This window comes from Dyadobacter sp. LHD-138 (assembly GCF_030929615.1).
Classification (GTDB): Bacteria; Bacteroidota; Bacteroidia; order Cytophagales; family Spirosomataceae; genus Dyadobacter.
The window spans coordinates 23,413-40,786 of the sequence record NZ_JAVFVU010000021.1 but is presented as its reverse complement, the minus strand read 5'-3'; the positions used below and the strand labels follow the sequence as shown (position 1 = coordinate 40,786).

Annotated in this window: 14 protein-coding genes; 7 read left to right on the top strand and 7 right to left on the bottom strand. The window is 42.9% G+C overall.

Annotated features, from left to right (window positions below):
* Positions 1-53: 53 nt before the first annotated feature.
* Positions 54-593 carry an RNA polymerase sigma-70 factor gene (locus tag RB622_RS16650; RefSeq protein WP_308047707.1) on the bottom strand — a complete coding sequence of 180 codons (540 nt, stop codon included), beginning with the start codon at positions 591-593 and terminating at the stop codon, positions 54-56.
* Positions 594-1,641: 1,048 nt separating this feature from the next.
* A complete protein-coding gene (locus RB622_RS16645) occupies positions 1,642-2,046 on the bottom strand; it encodes a DoxX family protein (protein WP_308047706.1) in 405 nt (134 codons plus the stop codon).
* 356 nt (positions 2,047-2,402) lie between these two features.
* Here RB622_RS16645 and RB622_RS16640 point away from each other — a divergent pair, with 356 nt between their 5' ends.
* Together RB622_RS16640 and RB622_RS16635 are read left to right on the top strand one after the other, a co-directional pair.
* On the top strand, positions 2,403-4,916 hold the full coding sequence (locus RB622_RS16640) for a phosphocholine-specific phospholipase C (RefSeq protein ID WP_308047705.1): 2,514 nt from the start codon (positions 2,403-2,405) through the stop codon (positions 4,914-4,916).
* 379 nt (positions 4,917-5,295) lie between these two features.
* Complete coding sequence (locus RB622_RS16635; protein WP_308047704.1) at positions 5,296-7,374, top strand: ATP-binding protein; 2,079 nt, start codon at positions 5,296-5,298, stop codon at positions 7,372-7,374.
* Here RB622_RS16635 and RB622_RS16630 read toward each other — a convergent pair whose 3' ends face one another.
* From RB622_RS16630 to RB622_RS16615, 4 genes are all read right to left on the bottom strand, one after another.
* A complete protein-coding gene (locus RB622_RS16630; RefSeq protein ID WP_308047703.1) occupies positions 7,375-8,532 on the bottom strand; it encodes a TlpA disulfide reductase family protein in 1,158 nt (385 codons plus the stop codon).
* A gap of 337 nt (positions 8,533-8,869) precedes the next feature.
* The gene (locus RB622_RS16625) at positions 8,870-9,172 is read right to left on the bottom strand and encodes a hypothetical protein (protein WP_308047702.1); all 303 of its coding nucleotides are present in this window, start codon (positions 9,170-9,172) and stop codon (positions 8,870-8,872) included.
* A gap of 199 nt (positions 9,173-9,371) precedes the next feature.
* Complete coding sequence (locus RB622_RS16620; protein WP_308047701.1) at positions 9,372-10,298, bottom strand: NAD-dependent epimerase/dehydratase family protein; 927 nt, start codon at positions 10,296-10,298, stop codon at positions 9,372-9,374.
* A gap of 40 nt (positions 10,299-10,338) precedes the next feature.
* The gene (locus RB622_RS16615; protein ID WP_308047700.1) at positions 10,339-11,331 is read right to left on the bottom strand and encodes an aldo/keto reductase; all 993 of its coding nucleotides are present in this window, start codon (positions 11,329-11,331) and stop codon (positions 10,339-10,341) included.
* 186 nt (positions 11,332-11,517) lie between these two features.
* On the opposite strand from RB622_RS16615, the gene RB622_RS16610 reads away from it, so the two are divergent.
* From RB622_RS16610 to trpA, 3 genes are all read left to right on the top strand, one after another.
* Complete coding sequence (locus RB622_RS16610) at positions 11,518-12,414, top strand: LysR family transcriptional regulator (protein ID WP_308047699.1); 897 nt, start codon at positions 11,518-11,520, stop codon at positions 12,412-12,414.
* Between the two features lie 246 nt (positions 12,415-12,660).
* Complete coding sequence (gene trpB, locus RB622_RS16605) at positions 12,661-13,857, top strand: tryptophan synthase subunit beta (RefSeq protein ID WP_308047698.1); 1,197 nt, start codon at positions 12,661-12,663, stop codon at positions 13,855-13,857.
* On the top strand, positions 13,854-14,639 hold the full coding sequence (gene trpA / locus RB622_RS16600) for a tryptophan synthase subunit alpha (RefSeq protein ID WP_308047697.1): 786 nt from the start codon (positions 13,854-13,856) through the stop codon (positions 14,637-14,639). The genes trpB and trpA overlap by 4 nt, the downstream gene beginning before the upstream one ends.
* A gap of 164 nt (positions 14,640-14,803) precedes the next feature.
* Here trpA and RB622_RS16595 read toward each other — a convergent pair whose 3' ends face one another.
* Entirely contained in the window at positions 14,804-15,754 is a 951-nt protein-coding gene (locus RB622_RS16595) for an aldo/keto reductase (protein WP_308047696.1), read from the bottom strand.
* Positions 15,755-15,933: 179 nt separating this feature from the next.
* Between RB622_RS16595 and RB622_RS16590 the strand changes: the two genes are divergently transcribed.
* Both RB622_RS16590 and RB622_RS16585 read left to right on the top strand, forming a co-directional pair.
* Positions 15,934-16,656, top strand: a complete 723-nt coding sequence (locus RB622_RS16590; protein ID WP_308047695.1) for an IclR family transcriptional regulator — start codon at positions 15,934-15,936, stop codon at positions 16,654-16,656.
* A 111-nt stretch (positions 16,657-16,767) separates the two neighbouring features.
* Entirely contained in the window at positions 16,768-17,352 is a 585-nt protein-coding gene (locus tag RB622_RS16585) for a TetR/AcrR family transcriptional regulator (RefSeq protein WP_308047694.1), read from the top strand.
* Positions 17,353-17,374: the final 22 nt, after the last annotated feature.

Here is a 17,374-nt window from a genome sequence, read left to right as displayed (position 1 = left end):
TTTTAGTAAAAGTAGCATATCTAAGTGTTTTCCGAAGCTGAGAAGAAAGAAAATCAGAATGAATATTCCGTAAGGTTTGATTTTAGTGAAGACACGGCCTTGGAAATGTGATATTCCACGGCTCTTTCGGAGATCAGCAGGTCGGATGCGATTTCTTTGTTTGATAATCCATCTTCCCGGCTCATTTTGAATACCTTGCGGCATTGATTTGGTAATTTTGCAATTAAAGCCGAGATCCTGTCGGATAAGGTGCTCAGCATTACATCGTTTTCGGTATAATTAAAAGAAGTAACCTGGCTCGAAACGATGTTTTTCAGGTGCTGTTCTCTAATCTTTTTGTTTCTGATGTATTCAAAAACCTTGAATTTGGCAGAACGGATCAGATACCGCTCCACGGACTGGTTAATTTCCAGTTCATCTTTTCTTTCCCAAAGCGATTTGAAAATCTCCTGAACCATTCCCTTGGCGGGTTCGGTTTCACCAAGATTGGAATAACAAACAGAAAAGACTTTCTCCCAATACAAATTGTAGATTTCCTTGAAGGAATCCTCGTCAATTTTAAATGAGATTTTATCGGTTTGATGGTTATTCATATGCATAGCAGCTGGCCTAAGCCGAACCGGATGCAAATATATGGTCTTATTTATATCTAGTCCAAATAATTTATTGATAATTTAGAAATAGATTAAATTTTTATTGAAAATCCGGTTTGGCAGGCTAGAATTTCCGGATGGAATTGCTTCTATGGACCGACGTCGGTGCCTGAATCGCGGAAAGTTGTTGCAGGAAGCTCCTACGGAGCCAAAAACTCCGTGCTTATTCCTTTTTTCTATAAACAGGGAGCTCTGAGGGAGCTTTTCTTGCGCTATATTTCTGCGTTGTTCTTCGTCCAACCGGGGCGTACTTTTTATAGAACGATAATTTTAGGTCAACAATCCCGGACTCCATCGGCGTCTCCTGATATTTCACTGGCGGCTCCTACGGAGCCAAAACTCCGTGCTTAATCCTTTTTCTATAAACAGGGAGCTCCGAAGGAGTTTTTTTTTACTATATTTCTGTGTTGTTCTTCGCCCAATTTGGGCATCCTGTTTGTAGAATGATGATTTTACCTCATGAATTCAGGACTCCATCAGAGTCTCCTGATGTTTCACAGGCGGCTCCTACGGAGCCAAAAACTCCGTGCTTATTCCTTTTTTCTATAAACAGGGAGTTCTGAGGGAGCTTTTCTTGCGCTATATTTCTGCGTTGTTCTTCGCCCAATTTGGGCATCCTGTTTATAGAATGATGATTTTACCTCATGAATTCCGGACTCCATCGGCGTCTCCTGATATTTCACAGGCGGCTCCTACGGAGCCAAAACTCCGTGCTTAATCCTTTTTTCTATAAACAGGGAGCTCCGAAGGAGCTTTTTTTTTACTATATTTCTGTGTTGTTCTTCGCCCAATTTGGGCATCCTGTTTGTAGAATGATGATTTTACCTCATGAATTCCGGACTCCATCGGCGTCTCCTGATATTTCACAGGCGGCTCCTACGGAGCCAAAAACTCCGTGCTTATTCCTCGCTTTCTATAAACACGGAGCTCGCCTGACGCTTTTTTTGCGATATATTTCTATGGTTATCCCGTAACGATTATTCTGCTTCTATTTTCCTGAAAGTATGAAAAGGCGCATTTTTTCGTCCCGCAGCAGTAATCCGCACCATACTAAAATACCGAAAATAAGTGCGAAATACAGTGGCTGTCCGGCCCGTACCATGATGGCTATTGCGCCTCCCAGATAACCTGTCAACAAAACTGCTCCCAGGATGGCGGTTCTTGGAATTGTGTACAAAATCGTGCAGGCAAGCAGGACGAATCCAATACTTTGTACCTGATCTGCCGGCCATCCCAATGCCACGGATCCCTGCATGGAATGTATTTCCTTGACTATTTTCATAATGGCGTCAAATAACAAAAATAAAACACAGAGTGTGCTGATAATTCTTCCCGTCAAAACGATCTTGTTTGATGGCGCATTTGTAGTCTGGTTTGTGATCACAGTTTCCATAATTTACTCGTTTAAAGGTTTGTATATTGTATTTTGCTTTTGCATGATACAAACCTACGGCTATTATTCTGTGCAGAAGATGTGCGAATACGGCAACATCAGGGGGTGAATGCGACATTTTTGTGTCGTCGAAGGTCGTTGCTGATTATTTGATTTGGTAATGCGTAGTTTAGTCTGTGCAGGAATTTTTATTATCAAATTAATAACAGAAAAGTGACCATCTGTTAACCCATGCTTAACACGGGGCCCGGTTTACGGTAATATATTTGACGGGAATTATATGTTGTAAAATTCAGGTAAAATCCGGCCGATATTGGGATTGTATCGGTCATTTTTTGTAAAGTATCTTAATTAAAATGAATTCAAGAAGAGATTTCTTAAAAAAAGCAGCGCTTCTGTCGGGCACCGGCGCTATGGCGAATATGCTGCCAGCCGTGATTGAGAAGGCTTTGGCAATAAATCCGGCGCTGGGCAGTACTTTTTATGACGCGGAGCATATTGTGTTTTTGATGCAGGAAAACCGGTCGTTTGATCACCAACTGGGTACTTTGCAGGGCGTACGCGGTTATAATGACCCACGTGCGATTACGCTGCCGAACAAGAACAAAGTATGGCTGCAAACCAATAAGGAGGGGGAAACTTATGGCCCGTTTCAATTGAATGTAAAGGATACAAAAGTGGCCTGGATGGGTTCAATTCCCCATGGCTGGACGGACCAGACGGATGCGATGAACGGCGGGAAATATGACAAATGGCTGGATGTGAAGAAGGCCCGGAACAAGGATTATGCCAAAATTCCTTTAACCATGGGGTATTGTGACCGTAAAGATTTTCCTTTTTACTATTCACTGGCTGATGCTTTTACGGTTTGTGATCACAATTTTTGTTCAAGCATAACGGGTACGCACCCTAATCGTCATTATTGGATGACGGGCACGGTTCGTGAGAAAAATGAGGTGGACGCCGTTGCACATTTATGGAATAACAGTAACTATGAATACCCGGAACTCGGTTGGAAAACGTATCCGGAGCGTCTTCAGGAAAATGGCGTTTCCTGGAAAGTTTACCAGAATGAATTGACCATGGGTTATGGTTTGAAAGGAGAGGAAAGCGCATGGCTAAGCAATTTCGGAACAAACGTGCTGGAATATTACAAACAGTACAATGTACGTTTGCACGAAGGAGGAATTGCCAATTTACAGACCAAAAAGGAAAATATAGTCCAGCAGATTTCCGCGCTGGAAAAACAGCCTTCGGATGAAAAGGTCACGCAACGGCTTGCCGCAGCAAAGAAACTGCTTTCTCTGATTGAAACCGCTCAGGCCAGATTTACCACTGAAACTTACAACAGCCTTTCGGAACAGGCAAAAGAACTGCATAACAAAGCGTTTATCACCAACATCAATGACCAGTATTATCATGAACTGGAATCACTGAAATACGATGACGATGGTAAAGAACGGACGTTTAAAGTGCCCAAGGGAGACGTGTTCCACCAGTTCCGTGAAGACGTTAAAAACGGAACTTTGCCGACGGTTTCCTGGCTGATGCCACCCGCTCATTTTTCCGATCATCCGGGTCAGCCCTGGTTTGGCCCCTGGTATGTGAGCGAGGCGATGGACATTTTACTCCAAAATCCGGAAGTGTGGAAGAAGACGATTTTCATCGTCACCTATGACGAAAACGATGGTTATTTCGATCACATGGCTCCGTATGTCGTTCCCAACCCGTATAAAGAAAACACGGGAAAGGTATCCAAAGGCATTGATCCGAAAATGGATTTTGCGACCCGCAGCCAGCAGACAAATCCTTCGATGGTGGAAAGCAATATCCGGGAGGGGGCCATCGGGCTGGGTTATCGGGTGCCGATGATTATTGCCTCTCCGTGGTCACGCGGCGGTTTTGTCAACTCCGAGGTTTTTGACCATACTTCGTCTTTGCAGTTTCTGGAAAACTTTTTGGAAAAGAAGTTTAATAAAAAAATCAAGGAAGAAAATATCACGGAATGGCGACGCACCATTTGCGGGGACCTGACGTCGGTATTCCGTCCATACAATGGTGAGACGATTACCAAACCAGAGTTTTTGGAAAGAAAACCATTTATTGAAGGCATTCATCAGGCGCAATTCAAGGAGGCTCCGGCCAATTATAAGCAGTTAACGGCTGCTGAAATTGAGCAGATCAATACCAATCATGCCGAATCACCGTATTTCCCTAAACAGGAAAAAGGTGTGCGTCCGGCTTGTCCGCTTCCTTATGAAATGTATGCGCACAATGTTTTTAACAAGGCGAAAAATAGGGTAGAGCTGTCATTCAGTGCCGGGAATAAGGTTTTTGGGAATAAAACGGCGGGGGCACCATTTCGGGTTTATGCCATGAGTCCGTTCCAAAACGATCCGTTGAGATCATGGGATTACAGCGTGGCGGCAGGCGATGTGTTGAAAGATGCGTGGAACCTTAAAGATTTTGATAACGAACAATATCATTTGCGCGTTTATGGCCCCAACGGTTTTTACAGGGAATTTGCCGGAAATGCGCAAAATCCTTTGGTTAAAATAACGGTGCATTATGAAGGTGCAAGACTGAACGCGGCACGGTTAACCGGAAATGTTGTTGTTACCATAACCAATAAGGATACCAAAGCTCATACCTTGATATTGGCTGATAACAGTTACAAGTCGGGATCTCAGCATAAAACAATCGCTGCCGGAGCGCAGACTGCGGTGATTTTAAACCTGTCAAAAAATCACAACTGGTATGATTTCAGCGTAAAACTGAAAGGGAATGCGATTTTTGAAGAACGTTTTGCTGGCCACGTAGAAACCGGTGTCGTTACGAAAACGGACCCGTTGATGGGGGGGATTGTATAGATAAAAAATGAAAATAGGTAGTAATTGAAAACCGGCCAAAGTTTTTTGGTCGGTTTTTTATGTTTGAAATCACGATTATCATTGCAAATGCTCGTGCACGGTTCTGGCTACCGTCAGTATCTCGTCGTGATTAACGTATACGCTTGCTGGTTGGCATGATTTCTACCCTTATTCTGGCCGGATAAATTTCAAATAAGCGTGTCCTGTTGGCGCAGACTGATCGTCGGAAAATTTTCTCTAAAAATTTATGGAATGAAGGTGACTTTTCACGAAAGGGTTCGTCAAACTCATCTATCTAGAAAATGATAGAAAAAATTCTATTAAACAATAGAGTCATTTCTATTGCGCAGGTACGGTTAAAATTTAGCAAGTGCATTTTATGGTAAATTTTTATGTGTTGATTAACAGGCGCCTACTGTTATTTGTAACATTGGCCTTTGTTTTGTTTGTTTTTTTGCCTAATGCTATACGTGCACAGGTCAGCCCGGATCTGCTGAAGTTGCTGCCAGATAGCTGTAAGCCAGTCCCGAAAGGTAAAGTAGCGCTGAGTATAACTGAGCAGATAAAAATCCTGGAATTTAGCAGAAGTAATGTACCGCTGCATTTTAAAACCGAGCTGGATCGCATTGCTTCCGGCCTCGCGGAACAAATTTCTCCGCAACGATCGGGTAGTGAAAATGTTGAGATATTGAGTCACTTGACTACGTATTATGCGGCCTTCGGGAACTATGCATTGAGTATGAAATATTGCAGTGATCTGCTTGATTTAGCTCGTGCAAAAAAAGTATGGAAAAAAGAAGATTTATCGGTGTCCTATGAGCGATTCAAGGGATATTTATATTCATACTTGGGGAACTATGAGGAAGCTGTACGTTTCCTTTATGTTGCTTTGGAAAGAGCTCGGCTTGGGGGTAAAACCACGGCATTGGGAGAGTTGTATGCTGCGTTAAGCGGGCCATATGAATCACTTGGATTATACGATTATGCCCTTAGTTATCAGGACAGCGCACTTTATTATTACGGGGATATTTATAAGGAAAAGCAAAACAAAGATATTTATAAGGATGTTTTGGTTGATCGGCTTGATATTTATCTGAAGTTGTTTGAGGAGGGCGAAGCCATCTATCGGGAAAAGATAAAGGCGTTAATCCGGGATGCTGCTTCGAAAAATATTCAAAATCCGGTATTTAAAACATTTAGTGCTGTCGATGCTTACTTTGCTAAGGATTTTGATCTGTGCATTTACTTGTGCGATTCGCTGCTGGTTTCGAAACCCTATAATGCCATGTTGGCAAAGGAGATAAGTATCGTTTATCTGTTAAAATACAAGGCATTAAGTCTGATGAAAGTTGGCAGGGAGGGCGAGGCTGTGGTGATTTTCGAAAAGCTGATTTCAGATTCCAGGGATGAAAAAGGCATGATTTTACGCAAAAGAATACCGCTGGTAAATGAAGTGAGCGCTGTTTTGTACAAATATTATAAAGAGAAAAATCGTGGAGAGGATGCTTTGGTTTATCTTGAAATCAACAAAATGACGGGAGACTCGATGGATGTTTTTAAAAACCGAGGTCATATTTTTGAAGTTGAACAAAAATATAATTTTGTCAAAAAGGAAGCGCAGGTTAAGGGTCTGGAAGGGGAAAATATGCTTAGGGGTAAAGAGCGTGACCGCGCAATAGCCATCACAATCATAGCCTTGCTTAGCCTTGTTGTTGTAGGCATGGTTTTCTATAATCGCAACCGGAAATTGAAGATCAAAGAAATGGAGGCAGAACAATTATCGCAAAGTAAAATTGAAAAACTTAGTTTCGCGAGCCAAATCCAGATTGCTGCATTGGAAGAAAGAAATCGGTTGGTGACCAAGATCGAGCAAAAACGGATCAGTATGGAGCTTCATGACGATCTGGCCGGAACGCTTGCTTCTGCCAAAATGCTATTGGAACAGGAAGCCCGGACATCTGATGATAAGCAACAGGGGCAGCGTTTGTTTGAGATTACAAACATTGTTGAACAGGCCTATCTCCGTGTAAGAACGAAAAGTCATGAATGGTTCAGGTTGTCAGAAAAGGAGGCCAAATCCTCTTTTTCTGAGATTATAGAAAATGTCATGGCCAAGGCTTTACCCCGGAATTTATTTGAGCAGGAGTTGCTGATAGACGATGAATCCCTGGTGGATTTGCCGCACCACATCAAAATAGAACTGCTCAGAATTATTCAGGAGGGCATTACCAACATTTTGAAACATAGTAAGGCACAGCGGATTGATATCATCCTTTACAAGGATCAAAAGTTGGTTGTGATGCACATCAGAGACAATGGCAAAGGTTTTGATTCACAAAGTCAGGAGGAGGGGATGGGGCTGCGGTCGATCAAAGAACGGGTTGTCAAGCTAAATGGACAAATGAATATTTCGTCCGATGCACGCGGAACAGAGCTGGTGGTGGAGCTGCCAGCTTGATTATTTCGTTTTAAAGTGCGCTTCCACTTTTTTTTCAATACCATCTGCACCTTCCGAGTATCCGACCTGTCTGTCGATTAGCCTGTTTTCTGAATCAAAAAGGAGCCACACAGGAATGGTTTCCAATTGATATTTTTTGCTTAGTTTGGCCAATGAAGTTTCATCATGCACTAAATATTGCGGCCAGGGCATTTGCTCTTTTTCAAGCGCAGTTTGCCAGTGTTTTTCGCTTTTATCAGTCGAAATACTAGTGATGTGCAGATTATCTTTATGCCTGTCGTAAAGCGATCGGATCTGTGGAATTTCCATGCGGCAGGGGCCGCACCAGCTCGCCCAGAAAACGACCAGATTATACTTTTTTGTGTCATCGAGAACCTGAGAGGCAAGGGTTTTATCCGGTTTTTTCAGCGCGATATCTGTTGGGAAAGAAGTTCCGGTTTTGTTCTCATATTTCGTGTAAATGGTTAATTTTTTGAATCCGGCTGAATTTTTAACGCGTTCGTCGAATAACGATAGGAGGTGTTTTAATTCATTTTCTTTCAGCTTGCCTTTGTTGAAATTGATTAGGCTGAGCATGTCAAAAGAGTAAGCATATTTTTGAACCAGTTTGCTGTTAAAATCCCGGTTTTTTTGTGATTGTACGGGACTGATCCTTAATAGCAGATGTTTGTATGACGCTTCTGTTTGTTTGTTGATATTGATAAAATTCAGGCTGGTTATTTTCGTCGAGTTGTTTTTCTCCCATAATTTATACGTTTCAAATCTGGAGATGCCTCGGTCGACATAAAAGGCAGATTCAGAAGTTTTTGCGATGTATGGGTTTCTGAATCCTATTATTTGATAAGGCATTCTTGGATCCAGGGTTTTATGAAGTATGCTGGCGTTGAATGGCAGGAAATCTTTTCCGACTTTAACGTTAAATTGTATTTTGCCATTTTTTACAACTGCCGAATCCACAAAATCTCTCGTAGCCGTGTTGCCAAGATAAAGCATCCGGCCTTCCAGATAAGTACTATCGCTTTTTAGGTCTATTGTTACAACCGCGTTTTCTTCTTTACCAATCATACTGCATGAATAAAAAAGGGATACGAAGAGCAACATGACCGTGGTTAGGGATGTTTTTTGTACCGATTGAAAATAATAGAAAATCGTTTTCATGGCTAATCATGTCTTGGTGAAACTAGATGTGTAAGCATGTATATTTTATGTATTTTCTTACATGAGTGCAATGTAAAATTTAATTTTATATATAAATTAAAATACTTTTATTTTTTACATACTTATATGACAACCAAACTGCAATCCGGCTGATTATGCATTGCTCAAAGCAAAATCCGGGTTGACAAAAGACGGAATAGGAATAACTGTACCGGGCCGGGGCGTAGCCCGCGTACCGGTGAACAAGTATTAAAAGGAAGCGTGAAGAAAGCGAGGAGAAACGAATATTGTTGCACTTGCGGCTTTTGCTGGTTCGGCAAAATCTCCCCGGTTTTTACTAAGATTCAATAACCCACATCCAGTTGGTTGGCCATGCATTTGAGTTGATTTTTTCGTGAATGACGAGCTCATTGTTGACAAACTCATAAGCTGTCAGGGTTCCTCCCTGATTTTCTACATCATTTTTTGCCGTGTTGTGCAGTGCGATCCAGGTTTCGGCTGAAATTTCTTCGGTATTGGTCCATCTCAGAGATTCCCATTTCGGATCGTCGGAATTCAGAATATACCGAAGAATAAGGTATTGGAGATACGCGTCATTGTTGAACCCCATGACGGAGGGTTTTTTGTCAGTTAACTTCATGAGTAGAGTCTGGTTAATTTGGTGAGAAACATAGTAATAATAGCAATAAAGAATAAAAAAATCAAGACAGATTCTAAATAAAAGAGACGAAATTTTGGCGGACCGGCACCAAAAAAATAACCCCGGCTGTAACTTTTCTCGAATGATCGGTACAACTGAGATTATTTTGAAACGATGCTATTGGAATAATTAAATTTTCCTATTTGCTGGCATGAATGGTTTTGTACGATCCCTGCTCGATATCTTCCAGAATTGATCCGTATTTTGGCTGCCATCCCAGCAGTTTTTTTGCTTTATCAGCATTCACCAGACTGTTTGATGCAAACCCGTAGGCTGCCGCATCTGGGCCCCATTTTTCAATAGCGTTATCCAGGCTAATGGATAAAGATTTACCTCCGAAGCCTAACATGTTGCTAATGCTCACGGCAACGTCTTTCAAAGATGCACTACCGTTTTCGGCATAGAAGTAAGAACCTGTCGGCGCATTTTCAAGGGCTAGCACATAAAGTGCCGCCAGGTCCTCAATATGGACATTGGACCATTTATTTTCACCTTTTTCAATGTAAACGCCGGCCTGTTTTTCCCGCGCGATATCAATCAGCATCGGGACCTGAATGCTATCAGGTTTGATCCCGGTTCCTGTACCATAAACCATGGTCGGGACAATGACGATAGTTCGTACATTTTCTTTCGCGGCGGCAAGTATATGGTCATTGAGTGCCACGCGGTGTAGTTTTTCCAATTTTGGCTGCACGGGGATATCTTCGGAATATACAATATCACCCTTTTCACCTTTTGCATTATCCCCAACCAGACTTGATCCGGAAGTGAAAACAAAAGTTTTACCCGTTCCTTTTAACGCTTCGAGAAACGTAACGACTGAATACACATCGTCGGCATCAGCGGTATGGATAACGGCATCGGCATTTTCGGTTGCTTTACGCAAAACCGCCGTATCATGAATGGCGCCGGGAACGGGTGTAATACCCAATGCTTTCAACTTTTCGGCATCAGCCTGTTTTCTTACCAGTGCCGACACTTCATAACCTTTTTTAAGCAATAGCGCGGCCACTGAGCCACCAATATATCCGGTCGCACCGGTGATAAACACTTTATTTATTGACATGATCTTGAAATTAATAGTTATAAAACGCAATTGTTAACCGTTATTTATTGAGCTGTGCAAGATTTTTGCCTATGAATTTTAATTCCTCCTCAGAGATTTGAATATCCACCGCTCCTGCATTTTCAATAGCCTGCTGGGCATTTCTGGCACCGGCCAGCACGATGGTAATACCGGGTTGAAGCGTTGTCCAGCGCAGCACAAGCTGAGATAAAGTGGCATTTTTGGCGGCGGCGATCGGTTGAATTTTGTTTACAAACGCCTCCACTTTATCGAGCTGGAACTGTCCGAAATATCCGTTACGGTGGTCATCGCTTTTTAGCTTAGAATCCTTGAAATACTTGCCGGTTAACAACCCTCTTTCCAATGGACTGTATGCGATAATAGAAATATCGTTTGCAAGTGAATAAGGCACGACGTCCGTTTCAATACCTCTGTTCAGCATGCTGTAAGAAACCTGATTTGAAGCCAGTTTGATTGTCTCTCCGGCGGTTTTTATTTGGGAAAGATCATAGTTGCAAACCCCCGCCGCTCTTATTTTCCCCTGTTGAATCAGCAGATCCATCGTTTCCATGGTTTCTGCGATCGGTGTGGTGGCATCAGGCCAGTGAATTTGAAGCAGGTCCAGATAATCTGTTCCCAAACGTTTCAGACTTTCTTCCACTTCTTTGATGATGTTTGCCTTTGAGGCGAATTTATAAACAGGAACCCGGTTTCCCTGGTCGTCCGTGGCATCGAAAAAATATTTTCCCTTTCCCTGATTGCTCTTGTCCCAAACCAAACCGAATTTGCTAAGGATCTGTATTTTCGACCTGTCCTTTTCCTTGATCGCTTCACCGATCAATGTTTCACTAAGTCCGAACCCGTAAAACGGTGCCGTGTCCAGGCTGGTAACGCCATGATCCAGAGATGCGTGGATGGCGTCAATGGAATCCTTTTTTTCGTTGCCTCCCCACATGGAGCCGCCGATGGCAAAAGCGCCGTAAGTTATGCTTGATAGGTTTAAATCTGTTGTGCCTAATTTTCTGTATTCCATGATTTTGTCGTTCGTAATGCCGCATTGATGCGACTTTATTTATAATTGTACTTTTTCATTAGAGAGGCTTTTCGATGTGTTGAAATACTCCTCCGTCTGAATCTTTTTACAAAGTTGGCAGGAAAAGAATTATCATAAAAATAAGTACTTTTATAGCTTGGTATTATTAAAATGATACATAAGTATATGGTAAATTTAGAATGGTACAGGACATTTAAAGCGATTTATTTGAGCGGAACGCTGACAGGCGCGGCAGAAACTTTATTTATTTCGCAGCCTGGTGTGAGTCTTCACCTGAGCTCGCTCGAAAGTTATGTGGGTTATAAACTCTTTGACAGGACGGCGCGGCGGATGATCCCGACGGAAAGGGGAAAGGTTTTCTACAATTTTATTATTGAACCACTGTCAAAACTGGAAGAGGCTGAAAAAAACTTCCAGAAAAGCACGGAGAAGCAAACGCCGACGATCAGTGTCGGGATGTGTTTTGAAACTTTCCAGATCACGCTTGAACAGTATATTTCAACCCTGCCTTTCAATGTTATCATCCAGTTTGGTCTTTATCCGGAGATGCTGGATAACCTTGAAAAAGGGATTCTCGATCTGATCATCACACCGCAAAAGGGGACGAGTCCGGAAATTGAGCATGAAGCTTTTTCTTCTGAAACAATTGTTTTGGTCGGTGGTAACGAGATTGATGATGTCAGGTTAAATGAAATTCTGGCGGAGAACGATGATGAAAAGCTCGAAACCTGGCTGAAACAGCAGAAGTGGTATGGCACAACGGGCGATATGGAACATTTAAGGAAGTTCTGGCAGTTGAATTTTAACAAATACCCGGATTTCAGGCCAAATTATATCGTCCCCAATTTGAACTCCATTGTACGCTGCCTGACCAGCGGTAAAGGACTCGCCATTATTCCAGACTTTTTATGCAAAAAAGAAGTAGATAATGGACAGATTAAACGTTTATGGGAAGGCAAAACAAAGCTGATCAATACATTAAGTTTTGGTACAAGAAAAAAAACAATGTATGCTGAGGAAATTGACGTGATTAAAAAGCTGTTCCGCGAGGTGATGAATTGATTGTGTGTGAATTATTTTGATCAAATGTGAATAATTTTGATCAAAATATTTGCTTGCTAATACTTTTCATGTGTACATTTGTAGCATGAAAAAGCAAATCTTCATTTCATTGGTTTCTTTCTGGTGGCGCAATACCGAACGCAGGTATTGTGAACGCTGGCTTTTCTGTTAAGTATTTCTTCGGATCTATATACAAGGCTCTCTGTTCGCAGGGAGCCTTTTTTTATTCTTTTAACTATCAAAACTATGTCTTATCAGGTTGATGAAAACGGGTTCTACGGTCCTTACGGAGGATCTTTTGTGCCGGAAGTTTTATTTCCCAATGTCGCGGAACTGGCGGAAAACTATCAGGATATTATGGCCGATCCTGATTTTCAAAATGAGTTAAAAAGACTTTTGCACCGCTATGCGGGACGGGAGACACCGTTGTATCCGTCGCCGTATTTATCGGGATTGTATGGAGCGAGCATATTGCTGAAAAGGGAAGATTTATGCCATTCCGGTTCGCATAAAATCAACAATACGCTGGGGCAGGTTTTACTGGCGAAACGCTTGGGGAAAAAGCGGATCGTGGCAGAAACCGGTGCGGGTTCTCACGGCGTGGCCACAGCCATGGCCTGTGCGTTGTTAAAAATGCCATGCTCGGTTTATATGGGTGAGGTGGATATGGTCAGACAATTTCCCAATGTGGAACGTATGCGTTTGTTGGGTGCAGAGGTGATTCCGGCCGTGTCGGGCAGTAAAACCTTGAAGGATGCGACCAATGAGGCTTTTCGCCACTGGATCAACAATCCTGAGGATACGTATTATGTGATCGGTTCGGTGGTTGGTCCGCACCCTTATCCGGATATGGTGGCGCGTTTTCAGTCCGTGATCAGCTGTGAGCTGTTGGGCCAGGTTCCGGAGTTAACAGGGAAGCAGCTGCCGGATTATGTCGTGGCTTGTGTGGGGGGCGGCAGTAACGCGGCCGGGTCTTTTTATCACTTCCTGGATCACCCTGCTGTCAGACTGATTGCAGCCGAAGCGGCGGGGAAAGGGTTACACTCCGGATTTTCCGCTGCGGCTACGTTTCTCGGGAAAGAAGGAATTCTGCACGGTACAAAAACAAAGTTTATGCAGACAATAGAGGGGCAGGTGCTGGAAGCTCATTCAATTTCAGCCGGATTGGACTATCCCGGGATCGGCCCACTTCACGCTTATCTGCATGACACCGGCCGGGCGGAATTTGTGGCCGTCACAGATGACGAAGCCATGGATGCGGGCATAGCACTCAGCAAAAATGAGGGAATCATTCCGGCTATCGAATCTGCGCATGCTTTGGCCGCGCTGGCTCAGTTGCGCTTAAAATCAAAGGATGTCGTAGTCGTATGCCTCTCTGGCAGGGGCGACAAAGATTTAGAAACATATATTCAATATTCAACTTCTCAAAAAAGCGAATCATGAGCATGTTACATGAAAACCGGCTAAGCGAAATTTTTCGGAGCTCGCGTAAAAAACTAAGTATTTATTTGACCGCAGGTTATCCAAAATTACAAGATACAGTTCCTTTGTTGGAAATATTACAAAACTCAGAAATTGATTTTGTTGAGATTGGAATTCCGTTTTCAGATTCGATAATGGACGGTCCTGTGATCCTCCATAGCCATCAGGTGGCTTTGGAAAATGGCATGACGATCGATCTTTTGTTTGATCAGCTTGCAGAAATCCGGGATTACATTTCGATTCCCATTGTATTGATGGGTTCCATGAATCCTGTGTATCAGTATGGCTTTGAAAAATTTTGCCGTCAATGCGGAAAAATAGGCATTGACGGCCTGTTATTGCCAGATCTGCCCTTGATAGAGTTTAAAAGGCATTACAGCACTTTTTACCGGCAAAACAATCTTGCATCGGTTTTTATGATCTCACCGCAAACCAGTGAAGAGCGTCTGGCGCAAATTGACGAAGCGACAGAAGGGTTTTTGTATGCCGTTTCCAGCAGTTCCACCACGGGCGCATCCAATAAAATGGAGGACAGTCAGTCCTATTTTGAACAGTTGCAGATCCGCAATTTCAGGAATCCGGTTGTGGTAGGATTTAATATCAAAACCAAAGAAGATATCTCCTTCGTAAACCAATATGTTGATGGCGTTATCGTTGGATCGGCATTTGTACAAATACTGGAAGGCGGTTTTGATCAGGAAAGGATCGTTGAGTTTATTGCCGGTTTGAAAGGTTGTCAGTGATTTTTCTTTTAACTAAGGAATAAACCTGGATCATAGCATTGATCTTGTTTGGTTTTTTTGAAAAGCAACGCGTAACATTCCCGGAACCAGATACATGTCATTAAACCAAACGCCCTGTTGCCATGGGAAACCTGCCGGGCGTTTGGTTTAATGACAATAAAATATTACCAGCTACTGGCCTTATTTAGCTTTACAATTGCCTCCTCGCTCAATTTTAGCGTAGCGGAATCGGTTAATTGTTTTAACTGTTCCGGACTGGTTGCGCTGACAATCGGAGCCGTCACGGCTGGGTGTGCGATAAGCCAGGACAGCGATATGATGGCCGGATTGCTGTGATATTCGGCGGCGATTTCATCCAGTGCTTTTAATATGCTGAATCCTCTGGCAGTTAAATATTTTTCAACCATGCCGCTTCTTTTGCTACCCTGTAAATCATCTTTCGACCTGTATTTTCCGGAAAGGAATCCGCTGGCCAATGAAAAATAGCTGATAACGCCGACGTTGTTTGCCGTGGTAAAGGGGGCAATATTTGTTTCAAAATCTTCCCTGTCGAACAAATTGAATTCGGGCTGGAACGTCTGATACACCGCCAGTTTTTCCTGCTGACTTATCTTGATCGACTCTTCCAGGCGTGCCACCGCAAAGTTGGATGCTCCGATGATACGCACCTTTCCGTCCTTTACAAGCTGGTCATACGCTTCCAGCGTTTCAGTAATTGGCGTCTGGGGATCATCATAATGCGACTGGTATAAATCAATATAATCGGTCTGAAGTCTTTTTAGCGAAGCCTCGGCGGCGGCAATAATGTATTTCTTTGATAAACCTTTTGGGTCCTTGCTTAGCTCGGCGCCAACTTTGGTCGCCAGAATAACCCTGTCGCGTTTTCCGCTCTTTTTAAACCATTTTCCAATAGCCGTTTCAGATTCTCCGCCGCTATTTCCCGGTACCCAGGCCGAATAAACATCCGCCGTATCCACCGCGTTAAAACCGGCATCCGTGAATGCATCTAGCAAGCGGAATGTCATCGCTTCATCGGCTGTCCAGCCAAAAACGTTACCGCCAAAAACCAGGGGAGCAATTTCAATAGCTGAGTTACCTAATTTCCTCTTTTCCATACTTTTAAAATTTCACTGTTGCTTTTTACTTGAATCATCATGCCAATTTTCAATTGCAATGCGCACGCAGCATTCATATCTGACCGAACACTTGCAACTGCTCCAAACATACGTTAGTTTTGAACTAAATAAACGATTTTAGATAGTTATTGTCAATTTGTTCATTATTGCTGAACTTTATGATACAATCCATTAGCCGGGCTTTCGAAATACTGGAATACATTGCCTTCAACGGAAATTTCGTAAGACTCAATGATATTGCCGATGCGGTAGGTTTAAAGAAAACCACTGTGCATAACTTTCTGAATACGCTGAAAGAATTGGGCTATATTGAACAAGATGAATTAACGCCGCGTTATCGTATTACTTACAAGTTTCAGTGCTTGTACTCTCCGGATGTTTCGCTTTTTCAAATTAAAAAGGAACTACGTCCCGTACTTGAAAGCATCACCGAATACACGAAGGAAACGTCATATCTGGCGATTCAGATGGGCTCTTATTTCAGGCACGAGCTTAAATGTGAACCCAATCGTTCGGTGCGGATTTCTCTGGAACTCGGGAAGGAATACGAAATGACGACAACGGCCATCGGTAAGGTTTTTCTGTCGTATTCGGATCATTTGCAGACGAGCCTGATGAAGTTTAATGATGAAAATTTCAATCAGAAATTAAAAGAGGAGACAAAACAGATCAAGGAAAATGGTTTTGCGACCGATCTTGGACAATATGAAGAAGACCTTAACTGCGTGGCTATTCCCGTCTTTCATCAGCGTAAAGTGGTTGCCGTGGTTTGTGTTTCCGGGCCTGCTTACCGGTTTGGTGAAAATGAGATTAATACAAGCCTGAAAAAAATGAAGGAGCTGCTTTCCCAGCTGGAAAAATATTCTGCTAAACAGGCTTAATCTTGTAACAGCGTTGTTATGCGTTAGTGTTGTTGCAAAATTTAAGAAGCGGAAATTGTGAACGGACCGGCGTAGCACCGGGAATGTTCATTGAAAAACAATAAATGTTTTATGGCAAGAACAAAAGAATTTAATGAGGATCTGGTGCTGGATAAGGCGGTCGATCTGTTTTGGCACAAGGGTTACAATAGGATATCCGCACAGGAAATAGTAGATGGGCTGGGGCTTAGCCGTTCGAGCTTGTATGATACCTATGGCGATAAGCGCACTTTATTTATCCGGGCACTGAAACGTTACCGCGTGCGGGAAACAGGCGGCATGATTACGCTGTTGGATGAGGCTGAGGATATTAAAAAGGTGATCAGAAGTATATTTCAGGCATCGGCAAAAGATTGTTCCGGGACAAAATTGGGCATGGGATGTTTTATCGTTAACTCGGGCATTGAACTTGCGCCGCATGACGATGAAATTGCGGATATCATCAAGGAGGGAAGGCTTGCGATGGAGGATGGATTTGGCCGTGCGCTGGAAAGAGGGCAGGAGCAGGGGCAAATATCTGACAGGCAATCTGCGAGGGCTTTCGGTGCTTTTTTGGTCAATAACCTGTGGGGGCTTAAAACCTACGGCAAATCACAACCTGATAAAAAAGTAATTGAAGATACGATCGAGATCACACTGTCGGTTTTGGAACCTTAGTATAGCCATTCAAACAAGGGCG

Bases quoted from the DNA above. Each gene is read 5' to 3' on its own strand.
- RB622_RS16650 (WP_308047707.1), bottom strand. From the start codon at position 593: ATGAATAACCATCAAACCGATAAAATCTCATTTAAAATTGACGAGGAT.
- RB622_RS16645 (WP_308047706.1), bottom strand. From the start codon at position 2,046: ATGGAAACTGTGATCACAAACCAGACTACAAATGCGCCATCAAACAAG.
- RB622_RS16640 (WP_308047705.1), top strand. From the start codon at position 2,403: ATGAATTCAAGAAGAGATTTCTTAAAAAAAGCAGCGCTTCTGTCGGGC.
- RB622_RS16635 (WP_308047704.1), top strand. From the start codon at position 5,296: ATGGTAAATTTTTATGTGTTGATTAACAGGCGCCTACTGTTATTTGTA.
- RB622_RS16630 (WP_308047703.1), bottom strand. From the start codon at position 8,532: ATGAAAACGATTTTCTATTATTTTCAATCGGTACAAAAAACATCCCTA.
- RB622_RS16625 (WP_308047702.1), bottom strand. From the start codon at position 9,172: ATGAAGTTAACTGACAAAAAACCCTCCGTCATGGGGTTCAACAATGAC.
- RB622_RS16620 (WP_308047701.1), bottom strand. From the start codon at position 10,298: ATGTCAATAAATAAAGTGTTTATCACCGGTGCGACCGGATATATTGGT.
- RB622_RS16615 (WP_308047700.1), bottom strand. From the start codon at position 11,331: ATGGAATACAGAAAATTAGGCACAACAGATTTAAACCTATCAAGCATA.
- RB622_RS16610 (WP_308047699.1), top strand. From the start codon at position 11,518: ATGGTAAATTTAGAATGGTACAGGACATTTAAAGCGATTTATTTGAGC.
- trpB (WP_308047698.1), top strand. From the start codon at position 12,661: ATGTCTTATCAGGTTGATGAAAACGGGTTCTACGGTCCTTACGGAGGA.
- trpA (WP_308047697.1), top strand. From the start codon at position 13,854: ATGAGCATGTTACATGAAAACCGGCTAAGCGAAATTTTTCGGAGCTCG.
- RB622_RS16595 (WP_308047696.1), bottom strand. From the start codon at position 15,754: ATGGAAAAGAGGAAATTAGGTAACTCAGCTATTGAAATTGCTCCCCTG.
- RB622_RS16590 (WP_308047695.1), top strand. From the start codon at position 15,934: ATGATACAATCCATTAGCCGGGCTTTCGAAATACTGGAATACATTGCC.
- RB622_RS16585 (WP_308047694.1), top strand. From the start codon at position 16,768: ATGGCAAGAACAAAAGAATTTAATGAGGATCTGGTGCTGGATAAGGCG.